The organism is Sulfitobacter sp. R86518 (assembly GCF_042466275.1).
GTDB classification, from domain to species: Bacteria; Pseudomonadota; Alphaproteobacteria; order Rhodobacterales; family Rhodobacteraceae; genus Sulfitobacter; species Sulfitobacter pontiacus.
Map to the genome: position 1 here is coordinate 1,724,390 of NZ_JAXHCA010000005.1, position 21,203 is coordinate 1,745,592.

16 protein-coding genes and 1 tRNA gene are annotated in these 21,203 nt (G+C 60.4%); 9 read left to right on the top strand and 8 right to left on the bottom strand.

Annotated elements, in window-relative coordinates:
- The first annotated feature begins 137 nt into the window (after positions 1-137).
- A complete protein-coding gene (locus SJY36_RS09380; protein ID WP_180827800.1) occupies positions 138-1,316 on the top strand; it encodes a pyridoxal phosphate-dependent aminotransferase in 1,179 nt (392 codons plus the stop codon).
- A gap of 151 nt (positions 1,317-1,467) precedes the next feature.
- On the opposite strand, the gene SJY36_RS09385 is transcribed toward SJY36_RS09380, so the two are convergent.
- The gene (locus SJY36_RS09385; RefSeq protein ID WP_386174544.1) at positions 1,468-2,076 is read right to left on the bottom strand and encodes an outer membrane protein; all 609 of its coding nucleotides are present in this window, start codon (positions 2,074-2,076) and stop codon (positions 1,468-1,470) included.
- A 47-nt stretch (positions 2,077-2,123) separates the two neighbouring features.
- Positions 2,124-2,471 (bottom strand): hypothetical protein, encoded by a 348-nt coding sequence (locus SJY36_RS09390; RefSeq protein WP_386174547.1) that lies wholly within the window; start codon positions 2,469-2,471, stop codon positions 2,124-2,126.
- Here SJY36_RS09390 and SJY36_RS09395 point away from each other — a divergent pair.
- Together SJY36_RS09395 and SJY36_RS09400 are read left to right on the top strand one after the other, a co-directional pair.
- A complete protein-coding gene (locus tag SJY36_RS09395; RefSeq protein WP_386174550.1) occupies positions 2,463-3,812 on the top strand; it encodes a phosphatidylserine/phosphatidylglycerophosphate/cardiolipin synthase family protein in 1,350 nt (449 codons plus the stop codon). The genes SJY36_RS09390 and SJY36_RS09395 overlap by 9 nt on opposite strands.
- Complete coding sequence (locus tag SJY36_RS09400) at positions 3,809-4,516, top strand: endonuclease/exonuclease/phosphatase family protein (RefSeq protein ID WP_386174553.1); 708 nt, start codon at positions 3,809-3,811, stop codon at positions 4,514-4,516. Before SJY36_RS09395 ends, SJY36_RS09400 begins: the two co-directional genes overlap by 4 nt.
- A 99-nt stretch (positions 4,517-4,615) precedes the next feature.
- On the opposite strand, the gene SJY36_RS09405 is transcribed toward SJY36_RS09400, so the two are convergent.
- Positions 4,616-8,032: an indolepyruvate ferredoxin oxidoreductase family protein gene (locus tag SJY36_RS09405; RefSeq protein ID WP_386174555.1), complete on the bottom strand. Its 3,417-nt coding sequence runs from the start codon at positions 8,030-8,032 to the stop codon at positions 4,616-4,618.
- Positions 8,033-8,150: 118 nt separating this feature from the next.
- On the opposite strand from SJY36_RS09405, the gene SJY36_RS09410 reads away from it, so the two are divergent.
- Positions 8,151-8,621, top strand: a complete 471-nt coding sequence (locus tag SJY36_RS09410) for an Lrp/AsnC family transcriptional regulator (protein WP_005853822.1) — start codon at positions 8,151-8,153, stop codon at positions 8,619-8,621.
- A gap of 164 nt (positions 8,622-8,785) precedes the next feature.
- Here SJY36_RS09410 and SJY36_RS09415 read toward each other — a convergent pair whose 3' ends face one another.
- The 5 genes from SJY36_RS09415 to pdxH form a co-directional block, all read right to left on the bottom strand.
- Positions 8,786-12,439 carry a vitamin B12-dependent ribonucleotide reductase gene (locus SJY36_RS09415; protein ID WP_386174558.1) on the bottom strand — a complete coding sequence of 1,218 codons (3,654 nt, stop codon included), beginning with the start codon at positions 12,437-12,439 and terminating at the stop codon, positions 8,786-8,788.
- Between the two features lie 640 nt (positions 12,440-13,079).
- A tRNA-Pro gene (locus SJY36_RS09420) sits at positions 13,080-13,156 on the bottom strand.
- A 74-nt stretch (positions 13,157-13,230) separates the two neighbouring features.
- Positions 13,231-13,659, bottom strand: a complete 429-nt coding sequence (locus SJY36_RS09425; protein WP_304950834.1) for a DUF192 domain-containing protein — start codon at positions 13,657-13,659, stop codon at positions 13,231-13,233.
- A 35-nt stretch (positions 13,660-13,694) separates the two neighbouring features.
- Entirely contained in the window at positions 13,695-14,243 is a 549-nt protein-coding gene (locus SJY36_RS09430) for a cold-shock protein (RefSeq protein ID WP_174226609.1), read from the bottom strand.
- Positions 14,244-14,315: 72 nt separating this feature from the next.
- Positions 14,316-14,921, bottom strand: coding sequence for a pyridoxamine 5'-phosphate oxidase (gene pdxH / locus SJY36_RS09435; RefSeq protein ID WP_386176482.1), 606 nt, complete (start codon positions 14,919-14,921; stop codon positions 14,316-14,318).
- 219 nt (positions 14,922-15,140) lie between these two features.
- Between pdxH and fabI the strand changes: the two genes are divergently transcribed.
- From fabI to trpE, 5 genes are all read left to right on the top strand, one after another.
- Positions 15,141-15,947 (top strand): enoyl-ACP reductase FabI, encoded by an 807-nt coding sequence (gene fabI, locus SJY36_RS09440; RefSeq protein WP_367581049.1) that lies wholly within the window; start codon positions 15,141-15,143, stop codon positions 15,945-15,947.
- Between the two features lie 4 nt (positions 15,948-15,951).
- Positions 15,952-16,464, top strand: a complete 513-nt coding sequence (gpt, locus tag SJY36_RS09445) for a xanthine phosphoribosyltransferase (protein WP_005853828.1) — start codon at positions 15,952-15,954, stop codon at positions 16,462-16,464.
- A gap of 136 nt (positions 16,465-16,600) precedes the next feature.
- Positions 16,601-17,767, top strand: coding sequence for an aminotransferase (locus SJY36_RS09450; protein ID WP_386174562.1), 1,167 nt, complete (start codon positions 16,601-16,603; stop codon positions 17,765-17,767).
- A gap of 67 nt (positions 17,768-17,834) precedes the next feature.
- Positions 17,835-19,679, top strand: a complete 1,845-nt coding sequence (locus tag SJY36_RS09455) for a peptidyl-prolyl cis-trans isomerase (RefSeq protein ID WP_386174565.1) — start codon at positions 17,835-17,837, stop codon at positions 19,677-19,679.
- 12 nt (positions 19,680-19,691) lie between these two features.
- Positions 19,692-21,203, top strand: a complete 1,512-nt coding sequence (trpE, locus tag SJY36_RS09460; protein WP_386174568.1) for an anthranilate synthase component I — start codon at positions 19,692-19,694, stop codon at positions 21,201-21,203.

Below are 21,203 nucleotides of genomic sequence, written 5' to 3' on the forward strand. Positions count from 1 at the left end.
AGGTAATACAGCAAATAATGAGTGGCATCATCTTCATGCCGTCTGCGTAGCCCGACCCGCCACTGGCGGTCAAGCCTGATTGACAAATCAACCATGCTCTGCGCCCCTGCGTCTTCAAGTTACGAGGGAGAGACGGCATGCAACTATCATCGCGCATCACAGGGCTGCTTGGCGGCGGATCAGACGGCTGGGGCGTTTTCCTGCGCGCCCGCCAGATGATTGAACAGGGTACGCAGGTGACAGAGCTGACGATTGGCGAACATGACATCCGCACCGCCGCACCGATCCTGCAAGATATGCACCGCGCCGCTTTGGCCGGTCACACCGGATATGCGGCCATCCCCGGCACCACGGGTCTGCGCGATGCCGTGGCCGCGCGATTGCAAGAACGTACCGGCGTGCCGACAACGCGCGACAATGTGCTGATCACGCCGGGTGGTCAAAGCGCGCTGTTTGCAGCGCATATGGCGACCTGCAACCCCGGCGATACAGCGCTTTATATCGATCCCTATTACGCCACCTACCCCGGCACGATCCGCGGTGTCAGCGCCCTGCCCCATGCGATCGCCGCCCGTGCGGAGGATGCGTTCCAGCCCCGTGCGGACGTGATTGCCGCCGCTGCGAAACAGACCAACGCGGCGTCGCTGCTGGTGAATTCGCCCAACAACCCCACCGGCGTTGTCTATTCCCGCAAGACGCTTGAAGGCATCGCGCAGGTCTGCCGCGATCACGACATGTGGCTGATCTCAGACGAGGTTTATGACACGCAGGTCTGGGAGGGCGCGCACCTCTCGCCGCGCGCGCTGGACGGGATGGCAGAGCATACTCTGGTCGTAGGGTCGATGTCGAAAAGCCACGCGATGACCGGCTCGCGCTGCGGCTGGATCGTCGGGCCCGTGGATGCGATCGAGCATCTGACCAATCTGGCGACCCACACGACCTATGGCGTGCCCGGGTACATTCAGGACGCGGCGCTGTTCGCGCTGAACCAAGGCACCGGTTTCGAGACAGAGATCGCCGCGCCTTTCCAGCGCCGCCGTCTGCTGGCGCAAGACATTCTTGCGCGACAGAACGCCGTCAGCCTCGTACCCGCCCAAGGCGCGATGTATCTGATGCTGGATGTGCGCAGCACCGGCATGAGCGGCGAGGATTTCGCCTATGCGCTGCTGGAAAAACACCACATCGCGGTGATGCCCGGCGAAAGCTTCGGGACGGCAGCGGCAGGCCATATCCGCGTCGCGATGACCATCGAGGACACCCGCTTTGCCCAAGCGCTGGCGACAGTATGCGACTTCGCAGAAAGCCTCGCCGCCTGACGAAAGCGTCGCGCGACCGCGGCTACCAACATACGAAAAAGGCCGGAGGATGATCCTCCGGCCTTTTTGACTGGCACATTATTATTTCCTGCCGAGAGCACCGTTATGCGACGCCCTCGGCAGATACACCGCCAGTTGTCAGCGTGTCAGCTTAGAAGCGGTAGGAACCACGGATGTTGAATGTGGTTACGTCCGCGTCGTCACCGGAAACACCGTTTACGTCGTCAAACTTGTGCTCAAGCAGTTCTGCGCCAACGCTGTATTGCTCGGTGATTTTGTAATCCATGCCGATACCGTAGAAGGCACCGTCTTCGTCACCCAAGGATGTGTCGGCACGAGCGTAACCGCCGGTTGCGTAGATCAACGTGCTACCCAAGTCGTAGCCACCTTTGATTTTCGCACGAGCAACGGAGTCGATGGAACCCGCGTCTGCGCCCAGACCGTCTTCCAAGTCGATGTCGGTTTTGTCGTAGTCAAGCTCACCGCCCAATACGAAGCGACCGAAGTCGTAGTTGTAACCTGCGTGGAAACCGTAGGAACCGTTGTCGCCGTCGATATCACCATCGATTTCAGCGTCGGAATAGCCCAGTTGCAGACCGGTGTAGAAGCCGGTCCAGTCGCCACCCAGATCGGGTGCAGGAACGGGTGCGGTCATCACGGGCTCAACCACTGGCTCTGCCAGGCTGCCGGCGTATGTTGCGCCAGCGAATGCTGTGGATGCCAGAACGGCTGCGGATGCAAGTTTCATAGTGCGTTTCATAATCGTAACTCCTCGATCAGTTTGTACCGGAGCGGGCGCTTCCCGCTTCATCGACACAACACGGCAGCTAAGATCTGGTTTCGGGATTTCCCAATCACGGGTTGGTGATCGGAAAATTGTTGCTCAAATGCACGGCGTCTCGGCGGCCCGTCGCCGCTATTAACCCTTTTTACCAAGGCCAAAACGCGGTTCCGCGGAGATGCGCCAAAATCACCCGAAATTAAATTTTCAACAAGATGGAACAATCTGCCCGCAGGCTGCAGCAGGAATCCCGCGAAAATGCTGCAAAAAGTGGCGTTTACCCCCCTATGTGCTAGGTAGCGATGCGGCGCGGATGACAGCATGTCCGGCATAATCGAGGCGAAACGACCATGATCGAATTCTTCATGACCCATATAGAGGTCGTTGGCGTCATCCTTTTGACCCTCGGCGTGGCCTTCATCCTGCTTCAGCAGCGCCGCAGCCCACAATCAACTGCCGCCTGGATCCTGTTTCTGGTGGTGATGCCCTATGTCGCCGCGCCCTTGTTCTTGGCGCTTGGCTTTCGCAAACAGGGTAAACGCTACGAGCCAATCATCTTTACCCAGAAAGAAGACCCGCAAACGCCCGTGCATGCGCTGGACGAGATGTTCCAGAGCTTCAACCTGCCCCCCGCGCTGGAAGCACAGCGACTGAACCTGCATGATACACCGCAAACCGCCTATGCCGCCGCGATGGAGGTGATCGAGAGCGCGACACAGACGATTGATGTGCTGTTCTACATCATCTCGGACGATGACACCGGCAATCACGTGGTCGACGCCCTGACCGAAAAAGCCCGCAACGGCGTCAAGGTGCGCCTGCTGATGGACCGGCTTGGCACCTTGCGCGGCCCCTCCAAGGCGGTCAAGGCGCTGCGCAAGGCCGGCGGCGAGGTGCTGTTCTTTTCGCCGATCCTGCAACTGCCCAGCAGTGGCCACCTGAACCTGCGCAACCATCGCAAGATGATCATCGCCGATCATGCCCGTGTCTTTTCGGGCGGGATGAACATTGGCGAACACTATATGTCAGACCACCCGCAGAGCGATCATTGGGTCGATCTGGCCTTCACCCTTGAGGGGCAATCGGTACAGACCTTCTGCGATGTCTTCCGTTCGGACTGGGAAGTCGCCTGTGGTGAAGACGTGGACCATATCACAACGCCGGCCCCCACCACCGCGGGCAATGCGACGGTGCAGTTGATCCCCTCGGGCCCTGATATTGTCGAAGACCCGCTGCACGACGGGATCATTCGCGCGCTGCATCTGGCGAAAACCCGTATCTGGATCGCCACCCCCTATTTCGTCCCGACCGAGCCGCTGGCCAATGCGCTGCGCATCGCGGCGCTGCGCGGGGTGGATGTGCGTATTCTGGTGCCGCAGAAGTCGAACCAGCATATCGCCGACTTCGCCCGTGGCGGCTATCTGCGCGATGCGCATACCGCAGGGGCCAAGGTCAAATACTTTGAACCCGCGATGATCCACGCGAAGGCCGCGCTGATTGATGATGTGGGGCTTGTGGGCACGGCGAATTTCGACGTGCGCAGTATGCTTTTGAACTTTGAGGCGATGTTGTTCGTTTATGATGCACGCAGCGTGTCAACCCTGTCGGACTGGTTCACGGCCCGCGAGGCAGACTGCCACGAGGATATGCCAAGCCCGCATTTGCCCCGCCGTCTGGCCGAGGGCGTCTTTCGCATAGGAGCACCGATCTTGTGACCCAAGCCCCCCTTCGCATCGCCAGCTATAACATGCGCAAGGCCATGGGCACTGACCGCAAACGCGATCCCGCCCGCATCCTGCGCGTGATCCAGACGCTCGCGGCGGATATCGTCGTACTGCAAGAGGCCGACATGCGCCTTGGCCCCCGCCCCTCGGCGCTGCCCATGGATCAGGTGACGGCGCAGACCGGTTTGATCGCGGTGCCCGTCCCAAGTGAGGTCAGCATCGGCTGGCATGGCAACGCCGTCTTGCTGCGCCCCGAGGCAGAGCTGATCGAGGTCAAACACCTGAACCTGCCGGGGATGGAGCCGCGCGGCGCGATGGTGGTGGATTTCGACCTGCGCGATATCCCGCTGCGCATCATCGCCACCCATCTGGGGCTGATGCGCCGGTCGCGGCGCGCTCAGCTTTCCGCGCTCATCGCCCATCTGGATGCGCAGTCCAAACGTCCGACGTTGATCGCGGGCGATATGAATGAATGGTCGCTGAACGTCGGGCTTGGGCGTCTGGCGCATCACTTTGACATTTACGCACCGGGTAAAAGCTATCACGCGCGCCTGCCGTTGGCCGCATTGGATCGCATCGCGGTGGATGACGCGCTGCATGTGATTGACGGTGGCGTCTGCGAGACTGACGATGCGCGCCGCGCCTCGGACCACCTGCCCATCTGGCTGGATTTCGCGCGTTCTGCAGGTCAGTAGAGCACGCGGATTCAGCTAATTTATCGGGTGAGATTAACATCATAACCTACTGATAGTTAAAATATAAACGCCATACTTAAACCAATTTCTGAAGTGCCGTCAGAGCAATTTCCGCAGCCGCGCCTCCTCTGCGCGCGCCTGTTCGATAGCGGCGTGCTTCACCGGACCATAGCCCCGAATATCCATCGGCAGCGCCAGCAGCTTTTGCACCGTCTCGACCGTTGTCTCACAGGTCTTGGCGGGCAGCTCTGCCAGCAAGGCTTCATACCAGCGGATCAACGCCACTTCTTCGCGACGTTCCTGAGTGTAGGAAAACACATCCAGCGCCGTGCCCCGTAGCGGACGCAGCTTTGACAGCGTGGCCAGCACCGGCGTGAACCATGCACCGAACGCGCGCTTGACGGGCCGCCCCCGCGCGTCCTTGCGCAAAGACACGATCGGCGGAGCCATATGGTAGTTGATCTTGAACCCCGGCTCGAACTCCTGCGCCAACATCTCGGCAAAGGCAGGATCGCGGTGCAGCCGCGCGACCTCGTATTCATCCTTGAACGCCATCAGTTTGAACAGGGCCTTGGCCGCGACCTCTGTCAGCGCGTCGGCATGGGCGGCGGGCACGGCGGCGCAGAACTGCGCAAGCCTGTCGCGGTAGCGCTGCGCGTAGCTGTCGTTTTGATAGGCCCGCAACCGGTCGGCCCGATCCGCGATCAACGCGGCGCTGTCCAAGTCTGGCTGTTCGCTCGACGGCAAGGCCAGCGCGTCAGGCGTTTCCGCCATCACGCGGCCCAGATCAAAGGCGCGATGATTCTTGTCGATAGCCACGCCGTTCAGCACGACCGCCTGCCGCAGCGCGCCGTGGGACACGGGCACCAACCCTTTCTGCCATGCGAAGCCCAGCATGATCATATTGGCGAAAACCGTATCGCCCAGAAACCGTTCTGCCATCGCATTGGCATCGAAACCGGCAAGGTTTTCATCCCCCACGGTATCACGGATCACACTCTCGCGCTGGTCAGTGTGCAGCTGCGCGTCGCGGTGCAACACCAGATCGCCCGTGGGCATTTCCGCAAGGTTCAGCACCACCTTGGTCGCGGGCCCGTAGTAGACCGACGCCTGCGCGGCAGAGGAAACGACGATATCGCAGCCAATCACCGCATCCGCCGCCCCGTGATCAATGCGCACCTGATGGATCGCATCAGGGCGCGCCCCGATCCGGATAAAGCTAAGCACCGTGCCGAACTTCTGCGCGAAGCCGGTGAAATCCAGCACGCTGGCCCCCTTGCCCTCCAGATGCGCGGCCATGGTGATCAGCGCGCCGACCGTGATCACGCCGGTGCCGCCCACGCCTGTGACCAACAGATCAAAGGGCGCATCAAGGCTGGGTAGTTCGGGACGCGAGATACCCGCCAGCAGCGCGTCCACATCGACCTCTGCCCCGGTTTTCTTGCGCCGCACCGCCCCTTCAAGGGTGACGAAGCTGGGGCAGAACCCGTTCAGACACGAGAAATCCTTGTTGCAGCTCGACAGGTTGATCTTGCGCTTGCGGCCCAGATCCGTCTCTAGCGGCTCGATGCTCAGACAGTTGCTTTCAAGCGAGCAATCGCCGCAGCCCTCGCATACAGCGGGGTTGATGAAGGCAAATCGTTTGGGGTCCTCCATCTGCCCGCGCTTACGGCGGCGGCGTTTCTCGGTGGCGCAGGTCTGTTCGTAGATCAGCACCGACACGCCTTTGACCTCGCGCAGTTCGCGCTGCACGGTGTCCATCTCTTCACGCGGGTGAAAGCTGGTGCCTTGGGGGAAATCGCCGCGGTCGAATTTGTCGATCACATCCGACACCAAGGCGATGCGCTGGACCCCTTCGGCACGACAGGCCTGCGCGATTCCGGTTACGCTGATCGGCCCGTCCACCGGCTGCCCGCCGGTCATGGCCACCGCGTCGTTATAGAGGATTTTATAGGTGATATTCGTCCCCGCCGCGACAGCCTGCCGAATGGCGAGCGACCCTGAATGGTACCACGTGCCCTCGCCCAAATTCTGGAACAGGTGTTTGCCGCCGTTGAACTTGGAAGCCACCACATGCGGCACGCCCTCGCCGCCCATCTGCGCATAGCCACCGGTTTCGCGGTCCATCCACCCCGCCATGACGTGGCAACCGATGCCCGATGCGGCTTGCGACCCCTCGGGCAGCTTGGTCGAGGTGTTATGCGGGCAGCCCGAACAGAAATATGGCGTGCGTTTTGCCCCCGGCACATTCAGTAGCACAGGCGGCTTTTCAGTCAGCGCGCGCGCCTTTTGCGGCAGGTTTTCATCGGGGAAGAACGCGTCCAACCGCTCGGCCACCACGGGCACCAGCGCCAGCGGGCTTAACTCGCCGGTCCAGGGCAGCAGCGGATCACCTGCCGCGCGGTGTTTACCGACCATGCGACCGGGCTTGTGCCCCGGCCAGTCGTAGAAATATTCCTTCAGCTGGCTTTCGATGATGCCGCGCTTTTCCTCGATCACCAGCACTTCTTCCGTGTCGGCAACAAAGGCCAGCGCATCACGCCGCGCCAGGGGCCAGACCATGCCGACTTTGTAGATATCGATGCCAAGACGGCGGCAGGTGGCTTCGTCCAGCCCCAGCAGACGCAGCGCCTCCATCAGATCCAGATGGCCCTTGCCGGTGGTGACGATGCCAAAGGTGGCATTGTCCAGATTGTAGATACGCCTGTCGATCGGGTTGGCCTCGACAAAGGCTTCGACGGCGCTGAGCTTATGCTGCAACCGGGTCTCGATCTCGGGGCTTGGCATGTCAGAGCGGCGCACATGCAGCCCGCCGGGCGGTGGCGTGATCTGGGGCAGCGTAAACGCGCGGTCAGGCTGCAACGCTACCGATTGCCCGCTTTCCACCGTCTCGGAAATCGCTTTGAACCCAACCCATGTGCCGGAAAAACGGCTTAGCGCGAGCCCATAGGCCCCGAACTCCAGAAACTCTCCTACATTCGCGGGGTTCAGCGTCGGCATCATCCAGGTCATAAAGGCGACATCCGATTGATGCGGCATGGACGACGACACACAGCCGTGGTCATCCCCCGCCACAACCAGCACGCCCCCCTTGGGCGAAGAGCCATAGGCGTTACCGTGGCGTAGCGCGTCCCCCGACCGGTCCACCCCCGGCCCCTTGCCGTACCACATGGAGAACACACCCTCGACCTCGCAATGGGGATCGAGCACAGCCTGCTGCGCCCCCAGAACCGCCGTGGCCCCAAGGTCTTCGTTCACCGCGGGCATAAAGGTGATGTTGTTATCATTGGTCACATCCCGTGCGCGCCACAGCTCAAGATCGACCGCGCCCAAGGGCGACCCGCGATACCCCGAGATAAACCCAGCGGTGTTCAGCCCCTGCTGCTTATCGCGCCGCGCCTGATCCAACATGATCCGCACCAGCGCTTGGGTGCCGGTCAGAAACACCGTTCCTTCTGTGCGCGTGTAGCGGTCGGATAAGGCATAGGGGTAAAAATCGTGGGTTTCTTTGGTCATGATGGCAATCCTTGGCTGTCTTGACCATCAAACCACGTTTTCGTGAAATATCTGCCCCCTCTTGCACCCACATGCGGAATAAACGAATGTTTTATTCAGCAGATAGGGGATTGATGAAATGTCTGACCAAATGCGCTTTGACGACCGCGACCGCAAGATACTGGAGCTGCTGCAGCGCGACTGCCGCATCTCGAACGCCGATCTGGCAGAGCGGGCCGGCATGTCCGCCTCCGCCTGCTGGCGACGGGTGAAAGCGTTCGAGGACGCCGGCGTGATCGAACGCTACCGCGCGGATGTGTCCCCGACCAAGGCGGGCAACAGCTTTCAGGCGCTGGTGCAGGTGCAGCTTGCGCGTCACAATCAGGAAAAGCTGGCAGAGTTCATCAAAGCCATCGCGCACCGCGCCGAGGTGCTGGAATGCTATGCCACCACGGGACAAGCCGACTACCAAATGCGCGTCCTCTGCCGCGACATCGCCGCCTATAATCGCTTTCTCGAAGATTTCCTGTTCCGCCTCCCCGCCGTCGAAAGCGCCCAAACCAACGTGGTCCTGCGCGAGATCAAACGCAATACGAGCATTCCGATGTAGCCCCCCAAACGAAGAAAGGGTGCCCGATGGGGCACCCTGAGTTTCGCCTGACCTTGCTCATCGTTCACCGCTCGTTTGTTTTATGCCTGCGGCAAGGCCAGCGTCAGGGGCAAGCGCACCTGCCCCATGTAGAAAGCCCCGACCGCAAGGCCGGGGCGTTTGTCTTAGCTGCAGCCCGACGTTCCGCCGCAGGTGTTGCACTTCATGCAGGTGCCGTTGCGGACCAGCGTGTAGTTGCCGCATTCTCCGCAGGCTTCGCCCTCGTAGCCCTGCATCTTTGCTTTGGTACGGGCGTCCATGCTGACCGCGCCGCTGGACACCGCTGTGGTCGACCCCATGCTGGCCGCGACCGAGGCTTGGCCTGCCTGCGGCATCACGCGGTCAAGCGTCTGCGTGTCGCCCTGCCCCTGCCCGCCTTGCAGCAGCACCAGATCCTGCGGCAAACGGTTGCGCAGATACCCGGTTGAGCTGATCTGCTTGAGCACCTCGAGCGAGCGGTTGGCGGCGGTTTCGGAGATTTCCGCCACATTGGCAACGCTTTCCTGATCGCCACGGCCGAGGCTGTCAAAGCTGGCCCCTTCGGGTTGAACATGCGCCAGATCGGTACGGTCCAGATAGGACACGGCGAGCTCGCGGAACACATAGTCAAGGATCGAGGTCGCGTTCTTGATGCTGTCGTTGCCCTGTACCATGCCAGCGGGCTCGAACTTGGTGAAGGTGAAGGCGTCGACGAATTCCTCAAGCGGGACGCCGTATTGCAGACCCACGGACACGGCGATGGCAAAGTTGTTCATCATCGCACGGAAGCCCGCGCCTTCCTTGTGCATGTCGATAAAGATCTCGCCCAAGGAGCCGTCTTCGTATTCACCGGTGCGCAAATAGACCTTGTGCCCGCCCACATTGGCCTTTTGGGTATACCCCTTGCGGCGCTGAGGCATCTTTTCGCGGTGCGATTTGATGATCTCTTTGACGATGACCTTCTCGACAATCTTTTCGGCCAACACGGCAGCTTTCTCGTGGGTGGTGCCGCTTTCCAGCGTTTCGGCGGCCTCGTCATCATCCTCGACCAGCGCAGAAGCCAGAGGCTGCGACAGTTTTGATCCGTCGCGGTACAGCGCGTTGGCTTTGACGCCAAGCGACCACGACAGCTCGTATGCGTTCTGGCAATCCTCGATGGTGGCGCCATTCGGCATGTTGATCGTCTTCGAGATCGCGCCAGAGATGAAGCTTTGCGCCGCCGCCATCATGTAGATGTGGCTGTTGACGGACAGGTAGCGCTTGCCCTTCTTGCCGCAGGGGTTGGCGCAGTCGAAGATGCCGTAGTGTTCGGGCTTGAGGTGCGGCGCGCCTTCCAGCGTCATCGTACCGCAAACATGGTCGTTGGCCGCTTCGATGTCTTTCTTGGAAAAGCCTAGGGATTTCAGCAGGTCAAACGTCGGGTCGTTCAGCTTTTCGGCAGGGATGCCAAGGACTTGCGTGCAGAACTCCTCGCCCAATGTCCATTGATTGAAGACAAAGCGGATGTCGAAGGCCTGTGCCAGCGCCGCGTCGATCTTGGCCAGCTCGTTAGGGCCAAAACCGTGACCGACCAGCGTGGTGTGGTTGATCGCAGGCGCGTTCCCGATAGTGCCGTGACCGACGGCATAGCCGACGATCTCTTCGATCTGGGCCGAGCCGTAGCCAAGCTTTTCAAGCGCTGCGGGCACCGACTGGTTGATGATCTTGAAATAGCCACCGCCCGCGAGCTTCTTGAATTTCACAAGCGCAAAGTCAGGCTCGATCCCGGTGGTGTCGCAATCCATCACCAGACCGATGGTGCCCGTCGGCGCAATCACAGAGGTTTGCGCGTTGCGGTACCCGTGCTTTTCGCCAAGACGCAGGGCTTCGTCCCAGGTCGCGGTGGCGATGTCGATCAGGTTGGCTTGCGGGCAGTTTGCGTGATCCAGTGGCACGGGCTTGACCGATAGCGCCTCGTAGCCATCGGTCTTGCCGTGGGCCGCATTGCGGTGGTTGCGGATGACGCGCAGCATGTGGTCGGCGTTCTTGGCGTGGCCGGGGAAGGCCCCCAACTCGCCCGCCATCTCGGCGGAGGTGGCATAGGAAACGCCTGTCATGATCGCGGTCAGCGCCCCGCAAAGCGCACGGCCTTCGTCGCTGTCGTAGCTAAAGCCCATGTTCATCAGCAGACCGCCGATGTTAGCATAGCCCAGTCCCAGCGTGCGGAAATCATAGGACCGCTGCGCGATTTCCTTGGACGGGAACTGCGCCATCATCACCGAGATTTCGAGCGTAACGGTCCACAGACGGGAGGCGTGCATATAGTCTTCGACCATGAACTTCCCGTCTTGCAGGAAGGTCAGCAAGTTCATCGACGCAAGGTTACAGGCCGTGTCGTCGAGGAACATGTATTCGGAGCACGGGTTAGACCCGCGGATCGCGCCGTCTTCGGGGCATGTGTGCCAGTCGTTTACCGTATCGTGATACTGGATGCCGGGATCGGCGCAGGCCCAAGCCGCGTGGCCGACTTGCTCCCACAGGTCACGGGCGCGGATGGTTTTCGACACGCGCCCCGTGGTGCGGTCCAGCAGCTCCCAATCGGCGTCTTTTTCGACGGCGTGCAGGAAGGCGTTGGTCACCCGGATCGAGTTGTTGGAGTTCTGGCCCGAGACGGAGGAATAGGCTTCGGAATCCCAGTCGGTGTCATAGGTCGGGAATTCGATCGAGGTATGACCCTGCTTAGCATAATCCAGCACGCGCTTGACGTATGTCTCTGGGATCGCGCATTTTTTCGCGCTGCGGATCGCGGCCTTCAGCTGGTCGTTCTTGGCGGGGTCATAGGCGTCGGCCTCTGCGCCGTCCCATGCTTTGATCGCCGCAAACAGCTTGTTCAGCTCGCGTTCATGCATCTTCGAGCCAGCGACGATGCTCGCCACCTTTTGCTCTTCGATGACCTTCCAGTTGATGAAATCCTCGATATCGGGGTGGTCTGCATCAACGATCACCATCTTGGCCGCGCGCCGTGTGGTGCCACCCGATTTGATCGCGCCTGCCGCGCGGTCACCGATTTTCAAAAAGCCCATCAAGCCAGAGGATTTCCCCCCGCCCGACAGTTTCTCGCCCGCCGCCCGCAGGCTCGAGAAGTTGGTGCCGGTGCCGGAACCGTATTTGAACAGACGCGCCTCGCGGACCCATAGGTCCATAATGCCGCCGTCGCCTACCAGATCGTCAGCGACAGACTGGATGAAACAAGCGTGGGGCTGCGGATGCTCGTAAGACGATGTCGACCGCGTCAGCTTACCGGATTTATAATCGACATAGTAATGCCCCTGCGCGGGACCATCGATGCCGTAGGCCCAATGCAGACCGGTGTTGAACCATTGCGGGCTGTTGGGTGCGCCGCGCTGGCTGGCCAGGATGTGGCGCATCTCGTCATAATAGGCTTGGGCGTCTTCTTCGCTGGTGAAATAGCCACCTTTCCAACCCCAATAGGCCCAAGCGCCGGCCAAACGGTCGAACACTTGCTTCGACGACGTCTCGCCGCCCATGGTCGCGTCATCGGTCGGCACCGAGCGCCAGAGAAATTCTGGCACGCCCTTTTCCTTGACCTTCTTGGTCTCGGACGGGACGCCTGCCTTGCGGAAATATTTCTGGGCGATCACATCAGAGGCGACCTGGCTCCAGCTGGAGGGCACTTCGACGTTATCGAGGCGAAAGACCACCGACCCGTCAGGATTGCGGATTTCGGAGGCTGTGCTCACAAAGTCCAGTTCTGCGTAGGCATCCTGACCGGATCGCGTGAATTTTCTCTCGATTTTCATAAGTGCTGCCCCAAATTTTCAAACTCTCAACCAGCGGCATGATCGGGCCGCCAAACCTATCGCCGGTGTGCATCGTCCCCCGCACCCGCATCAGGTTGGTCTTGGATCAAGCCGTTTAACCGGCGCAAATGTGCGAAACCCAATTTCACCCGATCAGCACGCCACCCCGATCAATCACCAGATGTAGTGGCCCGCCCGTCGATTTACACAAACTGGCGTATGCAGCCCTATTGGGTCAACGGCTTTATTATCGAAATAAGGGAAGTTGCATCTTGACCGGATCGGCATTTTTTGAAGCTTCGGTCGGCGCGGTGATTCAGCGAAATGATATGCACAGACAGCGGATCACGAGGGTGATTTTCCACACCGCGGATAAAGTTAATAAACGCTAAGGTTTAGCGCGGCTGGCTCATGTATCGCTTGAGTTATCCACAAAATCCCCGACAGCGGGCTGGGGATAAACATGGCGGAACTGTGGATGATAAAAATTTATGCAGCCACCAGATATAGGTTCAAAAACCCGGCCATCTCACCAGATTTAGAGCGTGCATCTGTGGCAAAAAAGAACGACTGCACACAAATACAGCGTTCTGATCTGCATGAAGCAGATCAGGAACACTATATGTGGTGGTTCTTAAAGTGGTCGGGGCGAGAAGATTCGAACTTCCGACCCCCTGTACCCAAAACAGGTGCGCTACCAGGCTGCGCCACGCCCCGACTGCGGCCTACTTAGCCCCAAGCAATCGGATTGAAAAGCCCTAAGTTCACAGAAAATGATAGTTTCTGACGAACTAACAGGGCCATGCCGGATTGCGCCCTGCAAACGCGGGATGGCGCAGCTCTGTCCCCGGTGTGATGCCCATCCGCGCGCTTAATCCGCCGTTGATTTCCAGCACCGCCAGCAGCGCATCACTGCCCCCCTCAAGCGGAGATTCGTCGAGCGGAATCGCATTATGGTGGATGTGCTGCACCACACCGTGGGAATCGATGAACAATAGGTCGAGGGGAATCAACGTGTTGCGCATCCAAAAGCTAAGCGGCTGCGGTTCTTCATAGATAAAGAGCATACCCGCGCTGCCCGCCAGTGAGGTGCGATGCATCAGTCCTTGGGCACGTTCACCGGCATCATCGGCAATCTCGACGCTAAAGCGCGCCTGCCCCCAGTCGCCGCGCAACGTCACGCTGGTGTCGCTGCATTTGGCAGCGGCCGCCCCCGCCATCGCCAGAGAGGCAAAGGCTAATAGACCCGCGCGGATCAGCTTTGCGCGGTGCCAGATGAATCGAGTCGTACCGTTTCCCATGCATGTACCTCTGCCGCCATCTGGCCGCGTTCCCCGTTAATGACCCGCAGCGCCAATGCCTCGCCCGGTTGCAAATCCGACAGGCCCGACTGGCGCAACACTTCTATATGTAGAAAGATGTCATCGCTTTTGCCAAACACATTCGCGAAACCAAAGCCTTTGGATTTATCGAACCATTTGACCCGCGCGGGTTCCAGCGGTGCGGCGGCCACCAGTGCGGGATCAATGCCCACAATATCCGACAACGCCATCGCCTGAGCTGCAGCGGGCGGGTGTACCGCATGAACCTGGGTCGCCTGCACACCGCGTTCGGTCTTTTGCACCGTCAGATCAATGCGCGCACCGTCCGCGACAGAGCTTTGTCCGTAATTACGCAACACATTGACGTGCAACAGGATATCAGGCCCGCCAGCGTCTGAGACAACGAAACCGAACCCCTTCGCGGGGTCGAACCATTTCACCACGCCGGAAATGGCAGAGCTATTGCTGGATACTTCTGACACAAATGTCCTTTGGTCTTCTCTAGGTCAGGCAACAGCGTGCCCGCGTACAAAATATCAGCGGCAAAAGCCGCCTTATGGGTTCAATCTCGTTACGCTCCAATCACCGTTTTGTTCGGCATGTCGCCAGACAAAACGGTCATGCAATCTATACTCTCCGTCGGCCCAGAACTCGATTTCGACCGGGGTGATCCGGTAGCCCCCCCAAAAAGGTGGACGGTCTGGGTTTGGCCCCTTTTTGGCGGTGACTTTTGCCACTTCGGCGACCAATGACGCACGGCTGGCTAAAGGGGACGATTGGTCAGAGGCCCAGGCCCCCAACCGGCTTTTGAGCGAACGCGACTTGTAATATGCGTCCGCCTGCGGGCCTTCTTCTTTGGAAACCACGCCGCGCACCCGTATCTGGCGGCGCAGGGATTTCCAATGCATCACGAAAGCAGCCTTGCCCGCGTGATCCAGTTCTTGCGCCTTGGCGCTGGTGTAGTTTGTGTAAAAGACGAATGCCGCGTCTTCGATTTCTTTTAGCAACACCATGCGCGCATTGGGCAGACCGTCGGCATCCACGGTCGATAGCGCGATGGCATTTGGGTCGTTGACCTCTGTCTGCGTTGCCTCATCCAGCCAGCGGCGCGCAATCACAAAGGGATCGTCACCGGCAAAAATGCCTCTGCGCACTTCCATGATCATGATCCCCTTCCTTGCGCATCGACGCAAACTTGCGACAATGCCTTACATCAAATGACATACTAGAACAACTAAACACACTGTCGCGCCTAAAAACCGCCAGGGCGGTCTATCACGGCGTCCTCTCAAGTGCCGCGATCACCGTGCAGCCTTGATGCCAAACTATCAATAGCATAAACCGGATAAAAGTTCAGTGACATAGTCGAAGGAAGTACAATGGCAAATGACCTGATGGCAGGCAAACGTGGGCTTATCATGGGCCTCGCCAATGACAAGTCGATTGCCTGGGGCATCGCACGCACCCTCGCGGATGCCGGTGCAGAGCTGGCATTCTCGTATCAAGGCGACGCGCTGAAAAAGCGGGTCGATCCACTGGCGGCGCAACTGGGTAGCGATCTGGTCCTGCCCTGCGATGTCGGGTCGGAAGAGTTGATTGACGCGCTGTTTACCGCTTTGGGCGAACGTTGGGACGGGATCGACTTTATCGTCCACGCGATCGGGTTCTCTGACAAGAACGAATTGCGCGGGCGCTATGTCGACACCAGCCGCGCCAATTTCGCGATGTCGATGGATATCTCTGTCTACTCCTTCACCGCTGTGATGCAGCGCGCGGAAAAGATGATGAAGTCCGGCGGCAGCGCGGTCACGCTCACCTATTACGGTGCCGAAAAAGTGATGCCGCATTATAATGTGATGGGCGTCGCCAAGGCCGCTCTGGAAGCATCGGTCAAATATCTGGCCGAGGATCTGGGCAAGGACGGCATCCGCGTCAACGCGATCAGCGCCGGCCCGATCAAGACATTGGCCGCATCCGGCATCGGCGACTTCCGCTATATCATGAAGTGGAACGAGTATAACTCGCCCCTGCGTCGCAACGTGACCATCGACGATGTGGGTAAATCCGCGCTGTTCCTGCTGAGCGATCTTGGCTCGGGCACGACGGGCGAGAACCTGCATGTGGATGCGGGCTATCACGTGGTAGGCATGAAAGCCGTCGACGCTCCAGACATGGCAAAGGAATAACGACATGAGCAAGGATGCCTCGCGCCTGCCCCATGAAAAAGGGTTTCACATCAGCTGGGACCAGATCCACCGTGACAGCCGTGCGCTGGCGTGGCGTCTGGACGGCATGGGCCCCGATGACGGCGGCTGGCGTGCTGTGGTTGCGATCACCCGTGGCGGGATGGCCCCCGCGATGATCGCCGCCCGCGAGCTGGATATCCGCACCGTCGACACGATTTCGATCAAGTCCTATGACCATCAGGATCAATCGGACGCGGTCGTGCTCAAGGCCCCCGATGCAGAGCTGATGGGCGACGGCACCGGTATCCTGATCATCGACGATCTGGTAGATTCCGGTAAAACCCTTGAAGTCGTGCGCCAGCTTTACCCCAATGCGCATCTGGCCACCGTCTATGCCAAGCCCAAGGGCCGCCCGCAGGTGGATACCTTCATTACCGAAGTCAGCCAGGATACGTGGATTTTCTTCCCTTGGGATATGGCGCTGCAATATGTAGAGCCCTACCGCGGCAAAGACTAAGCGCCCCCCCCCGCAGATACCTGCCTTCGGCGAGGATTTAGGACCATTTGGAAGCAGCGGCCCCGCGCCGTGTCAGACTTTGCGCTGGTCCGCTCGCCGAAGCGCCCCCTCCCTCGCCCAGTCAGGAGCATTGACCATGACCCCGCGTACCGCCGCGACTTTCTCTCCTCCGGTGATGGAGGCGCGCCGCTGGTTGACGGGCGTCCACTTTGACGCCGACCGGCCCCTGATCAACGTGAGCCAAGCCGCCCCTGTCGATCCGCCACCGCAGGCCATGCGGCAGGCCATGGCTGATGTCGCGCTGAACAACGATGATGCGCATCTTTATGGGCCGGTGCTTGGTCTGCCTGAATTGCGCGACGAGCTGGCCGCGCAGGTCAGCGCCCATTACGCTGGCGCGGTAGAGCCCGCGCAAGCGGCGATTACATCGGGCTGCAATCAGGCCTTTGCTGCTGCGATTGCCACGCTCTGTGCCGAGGGGAACGAGGTGATCCTGCCGGTGCCGTGGTACTTCAACCACAAGATGTGGCTGGATATGTCGGGTGTCGCCGCCGTGCCGCTGCCGGTGGGGGATGCACTTTTGCCCGACCCGGAACAGGCTGCCGCCCTGATCACCGACCGCACCCGTGCCATCGCCTTGGTCACGCCCAACAACCCCGGCGGCGTTGAATACCCCGAAGAGCTGGTGCAGGCGTTTTTCGATCTGGCCCGTGCGCGCGGTATCGCCCTGATCCTTGACGAGACCTATCGCGACTTTGACAGTCGTTCCGGCCCGCCGCACCGCCTGTTTCAGGACCCCGACTGGCACGATACGTTGATCCATTTGTATTCGTTTTCAAAGGCCTACCGTCTGACAGGTCACCGAGTGGGCGCGATTGTCGCCTCCCAGACGCGTCTTGCCGAGGTTGAGAAGTTCCTGGATACCGTTGCCATTTGTCCCGGCCAGATCGGCCAACATGCCGCCCTTTGGGGGATGCAGAACCTTGACACATGGCTGGCCGGCGAGCGGCGCGAGATCCTGGCGCGGCGACAGGCGATTGCCGACAGTATGCACCGTTTGGACGCGAAAGGCTGGAAGCTTTTGGGGCTTGGCGGCTATTTCGCCTATCTCTCGCATCCCTTTGACGAAAGCTCTGCCACATTGGCCCCGCGGCTGGTGCGCGAGGCGGCCGTGCTGACCCTGCCCGGCACCATGTTCCATCCGGCAGAGGATATCACCGGCGGGCGACATCTGCGCATCGCTTTTGCCAATCTGGATGTCGCAGGCATCGAGGTGCTGTTTGACCGTCTGACACAGGTCTAACGCGGCTCTTGCCCCCCTGCCGCGCACCGCATAGACAGGGCAAAACGTGCGTTTAAGGGATGACACCATGAAAGCCAAAGGCAACAGCTTTACGAAAACCGCAGTATGGGGGCTGATGGGTCTTTTGATCCTGGGTCTGGGCGGTTTTGGCGCGGTCAATCTGAACGGCAGCGCACGCACCGTCGGCGAAGTGGGCGACAAGTCAATCTCGGTCGACGATTACGCCCGCGAGCTGCAGCAGCAGATCCGCGCCATCGAAAGCCAGTCCGGCGAACAGCTTAGCTTTCAGGAAGCCCAAGCCATCGGGCTGGACCGTGCCGTGCTGCAACGTCTGGTCCGTTTGCGCGCGCTCGACAATGAGGCCGACGAGATGGGCCTGTCCATCGGCGACGCAAACCTGCGCGAACGCGTTGTGGAAATCCCGTCGTTTCAAGGCGTTGACGGGAATTTTGACCGCGAGGGCTATCGCTTTGCGCTGCAGCAGGCCGGTCTGAACGAGAATGAATTCGAACAATCGCTGCGCGAGGAAGCGGGCCGCACCCTGTTGCAGGAAGCGATCACCGGCGGGGTTGCGATGCCCGACGCCTATGCCGACACGCTTGTATCCTATGTGGGCGAGCAGCGCAGCTTTACCTGGGCCAAACTGACGCAAGATGATCTGGATGCGCCCCTGCTCGACGCCACCGATGCGCAGCTGCAGGCCTATTACGACGAGAACGCCGACCAGTTCATTCTGCCCGCCAGCAAGACCATCAGCTATATCACCATGGGCCCGCAGGATCTGCTGGACGAAGTAGAGCTGACCGACGAAGAGCTGCAGGCCGCCTATGACGACCGCGCGGATGAATACATCCAGCCCGAACGCCGCTTGGTCGAACGTCTGGTCTTCCGCGATCAGGAGGCCGCCGATCAGGCTGCCGCCGCGCTCGAGGTTGATGGCAATACATTTGAGGGGCTGGTCGCGGACCGTGGGCTTTCCCTGTCGGATGTGGATCTTGGCGATCTGAGCCAGCAACAGCTGGGTGCCGCAGGGGACGCCGTGTTTGCTGCCGAAGTGGGTGATATTGTCGGCCCGCTGCCCAGCAACCTCGGGCCTGCATTGTTCCGTGTGAACGGTGTGCTGCCGTCGCTGAATACCACCTTCGAAGAAGCCCGCCCGACGCTCGTGCAAGACCTTGCCGCGGACCGCGCGGCCCGTCTGGTAGAGGTCCGCGCCCAGGATCTGGACGACCAATTGGCCGGTGGTGCCACGCTGGAACAGATCGCCGAGGAAAGCAAAATGACCCTCAGCACCATCGAATGGACGCAGGACAGCAGCGAAAGCATCGCCGCCTATGCCGGTTTCCGCGAGGCCGCGACACGTCTGACCGAAGGCGACTTCCCCCAGATCCAGCAGCTGGATGACGGCAGCGTTTTTGCCATGCGTCTTGATGGCACCAAAGAGGAACGCCCCAACCCGTTTGACGCCGCCCGTGCAGACGTGGCCGAGGCGTGGCAGAACGAACAATTGATCACCGCCCTGCGTGCCAAGGCCGAGACCCTGCAGGCCGAGCTTGCCGATGGCGCTGATTTTGCCGAGCTGGGGCTGGAGCCCAAGACCGGGACCGACCAGACCCGCGACGCCGTGGTCAGCGCCGCACCGCAGGGGTTCATCGCCGCTGTGTTTGACGCAGCCCCCGGCGAGGTGGAACTGCTGGAAGGTGCCGATGAGGTCGCGCTTGTCCGTCTTGATAGCATCAAGGACGCGGGCGAAAATGACCGGATGACGCAGGTCAAAACCCAGATCGCCACCCAGCTGGATGACCAGCTGTCGCAAGCGCTTTTCGCCGCTTTCTCTGACGACGTGATCCGCCGCACGGCACCGCGTGTCGATCAGCAGGCGATCAACGCCGTCCACGTGAACTTCCCCTAAGTTAGGTCTCCCATGTCGTTGACACCCGATTATGACAGCTTTGCCGCAGGCTATGCGGCGGGCAAGAACCAGATCGTTTACACCCGTCTGGCTGCCGATCTGGACACGCCCGTTTCGCTGATGCTCAAGCTCACCGGTGCGGCACAGAACGCCTTTGTGCTGGAATCTGTGACCGGCGGCGAGGTCCGCGGGCGCTATTCGATTATCGGGATGAAGCCCGATCTGATCTGGCGCTGTCAGGGCACCACATCGGCCATCAACCGTTCGGCACGCTATGACGCAGATGCCTTCGACGATGTCGCGGGGGATCCGCTGGATACATTGCGTGCGGTGATCGCGGAGTTGAAGATCGACCTGCCCGATGACCTGCCGCAAGCCGCCGCCGGGCTGTTCGGCTATCTGGGGTATGACATGATACGGCTGGTGGAGCATCTGCCGAATGTGAACCCCGATCCCATGGGGCTGCCCGATGCGATGATGGTGCGCCCCTCGGTGATTGCCGTGCTTGACGGGGTCAAGGGCGAGGTCACGATCGTATCGCCAGCTTGGGTGTCTGACGGGCAATCGGCCAAGGCCGCTTATGCCCAAGCCGCCGAACGCGTGATGGATGCGGTGCGTGATCTGGAACGGTCGATGCCCGGCACCAGCCGTGATCTGGGCGACGCCCACGAAGAATCCGCCCCCGTCAGCAATTTCACCCGCGAAGGCTATAAATCCGCCGTTGAAAAAGCGCGCGAATACATCGTGGCGGGCGACATCTTTCAGGTGGTGCCGTCGCAACGGTGGGCGCAGGGTTTCTCGCAGCCGCCCTTTGCGCTGTATCGCAGTTTGCGCCGGACCAACCCGTCGCCCTTCATGTTCTATTTCAACTTCGGTGATTTCCACGTCGTCGGGGCCTCGCCCGAGATCCTTGTGCGCGTCTTCGGCAACGAGATCACGATCCGCCCCGTTGCAGGTACCCGTCGTCGCGGGGCCACACCGGAAGAAGACCGCGCGCTGGAGGCTGATCTGCTGGCCGACCAGAAAGAGCTGGCTGAACATCTGATGCTGCTTGATCTGGGCCGCAATGACGTAGGCCGGGTTGCCAAGATCGGCACCGTGCGCCCGACCGAGGAATTCATCGTCGAACGCTACAGCCACGTGATGCATATCGTGTCCAATGTCGTGGGCGAGCTGCGCGAAGACCGCGATGCGCTGGATGCCTTCTTTGCGGGAATGCCTGCGGGCACCGTATCAGGCGCGCCCAAGGTCCGCGCGATGGAGATTATCGACGAGCTGGAGCCCGAGAAACGCGGGCTGTACGGCGGCGGTGTTGGCTACTTTAGCGCGGGCGGCGACATGGACATGTGCATCGCCCTGCGCACGGCAGTCATCAAGGATAAAACCCTGTATATTCAGGCCGGTGGCGGTGTCGTCTATGACAGCGACGCAGAGGCGGAGTATATGGAGACGGTGCATAAATCCGACGCGATCCGCCGTGCGGCGGCCGATGCAGCACGCTTCGCAGGTCAAGGGAACAGCTGA

Coding starts and splice junctions, on each gene's coding strand:
- fabI (WP_367581049.1), top strand. CDS start 15,141: ATGGCAAATGACCTGATGGCAGGCAAACGTGGGCTTATCATGGGCCTC.
- SJY36_RS09415 (WP_386174558.1), bottom strand. CDS start 12,439: ATGAAAATCGAGAGAAAATTCACGCGATCCGGTCAGGATGCCTACGCA.
- SJY36_RS09390 (WP_386174547.1), bottom strand. CDS start 2,471: ATGGGTCATGAAGAATTCGATCATGGTCGTTTCGCCTCGATTATGCCG.
- SJY36_RS09380 (WP_180827800.1), top strand. CDS start 138: ATGCAACTATCATCGCGCATCACAGGGCTGCTTGGCGGCGGATCAGAC.
- SJY36_RS09395 (WP_386174550.1), top strand. CDS start 2,463: ATGACCCATATAGAGGTCGTTGGCGTCATCCTTTTGACCCTCGGCGTG.
- SJY36_RS09455 (WP_386174565.1), top strand. CDS start 17,835: ATGAAAGCCAAAGGCAACAGCTTTACGAAAACCGCAGTATGGGGGCTG.
- SJY36_RS09405 (WP_386174555.1), bottom strand. CDS start 8,032: ATGACCAAAGAAACCCACGATTTTTACCCCTATGCCTTATCCGACCGC.
- SJY36_RS09450 (WP_386174562.1), top strand. CDS start 16,601: ATGACCCCGCGTACCGCCGCGACTTTCTCTCCTCCGGTGATGGAGGCG.
- SJY36_RS09385 (WP_386174544.1), bottom strand. CDS start 2,076: ATGAAACGCACTATGAAACTTGCATCCGCAGCCGTTCTGGCATCCACA.
- SJY36_RS09425 (WP_304950834.1), bottom strand. CDS start 13,659: ATGGCGGGGGCGGCCGCTGCCAAATGCAGCGACACCAGCGTGACGTTG.
- pdxH (WP_386176482.1), bottom strand. CDS start 14,921: ATGGAAGTGCGCAGAGGCATTTTTGCCGGTGACGATCCCTTTGTGATT.
- SJY36_RS09410 (WP_005853822.1), top strand. CDS start 8,151: ATGTCTGACCAAATGCGCTTTGACGACCGCGACCGCAAGATACTGGAG.
- gpt (WP_005853828.1), top strand. CDS start 15,952: ATGAGCAAGGATGCCTCGCGCCTGCCCCATGAAAAAGGGTTTCACATC.
- trpE (WP_386174568.1), top strand. CDS start 19,692: ATGTCGTTGACACCCGATTATGACAGCTTTGCCGCAGGCTATGCGGCG.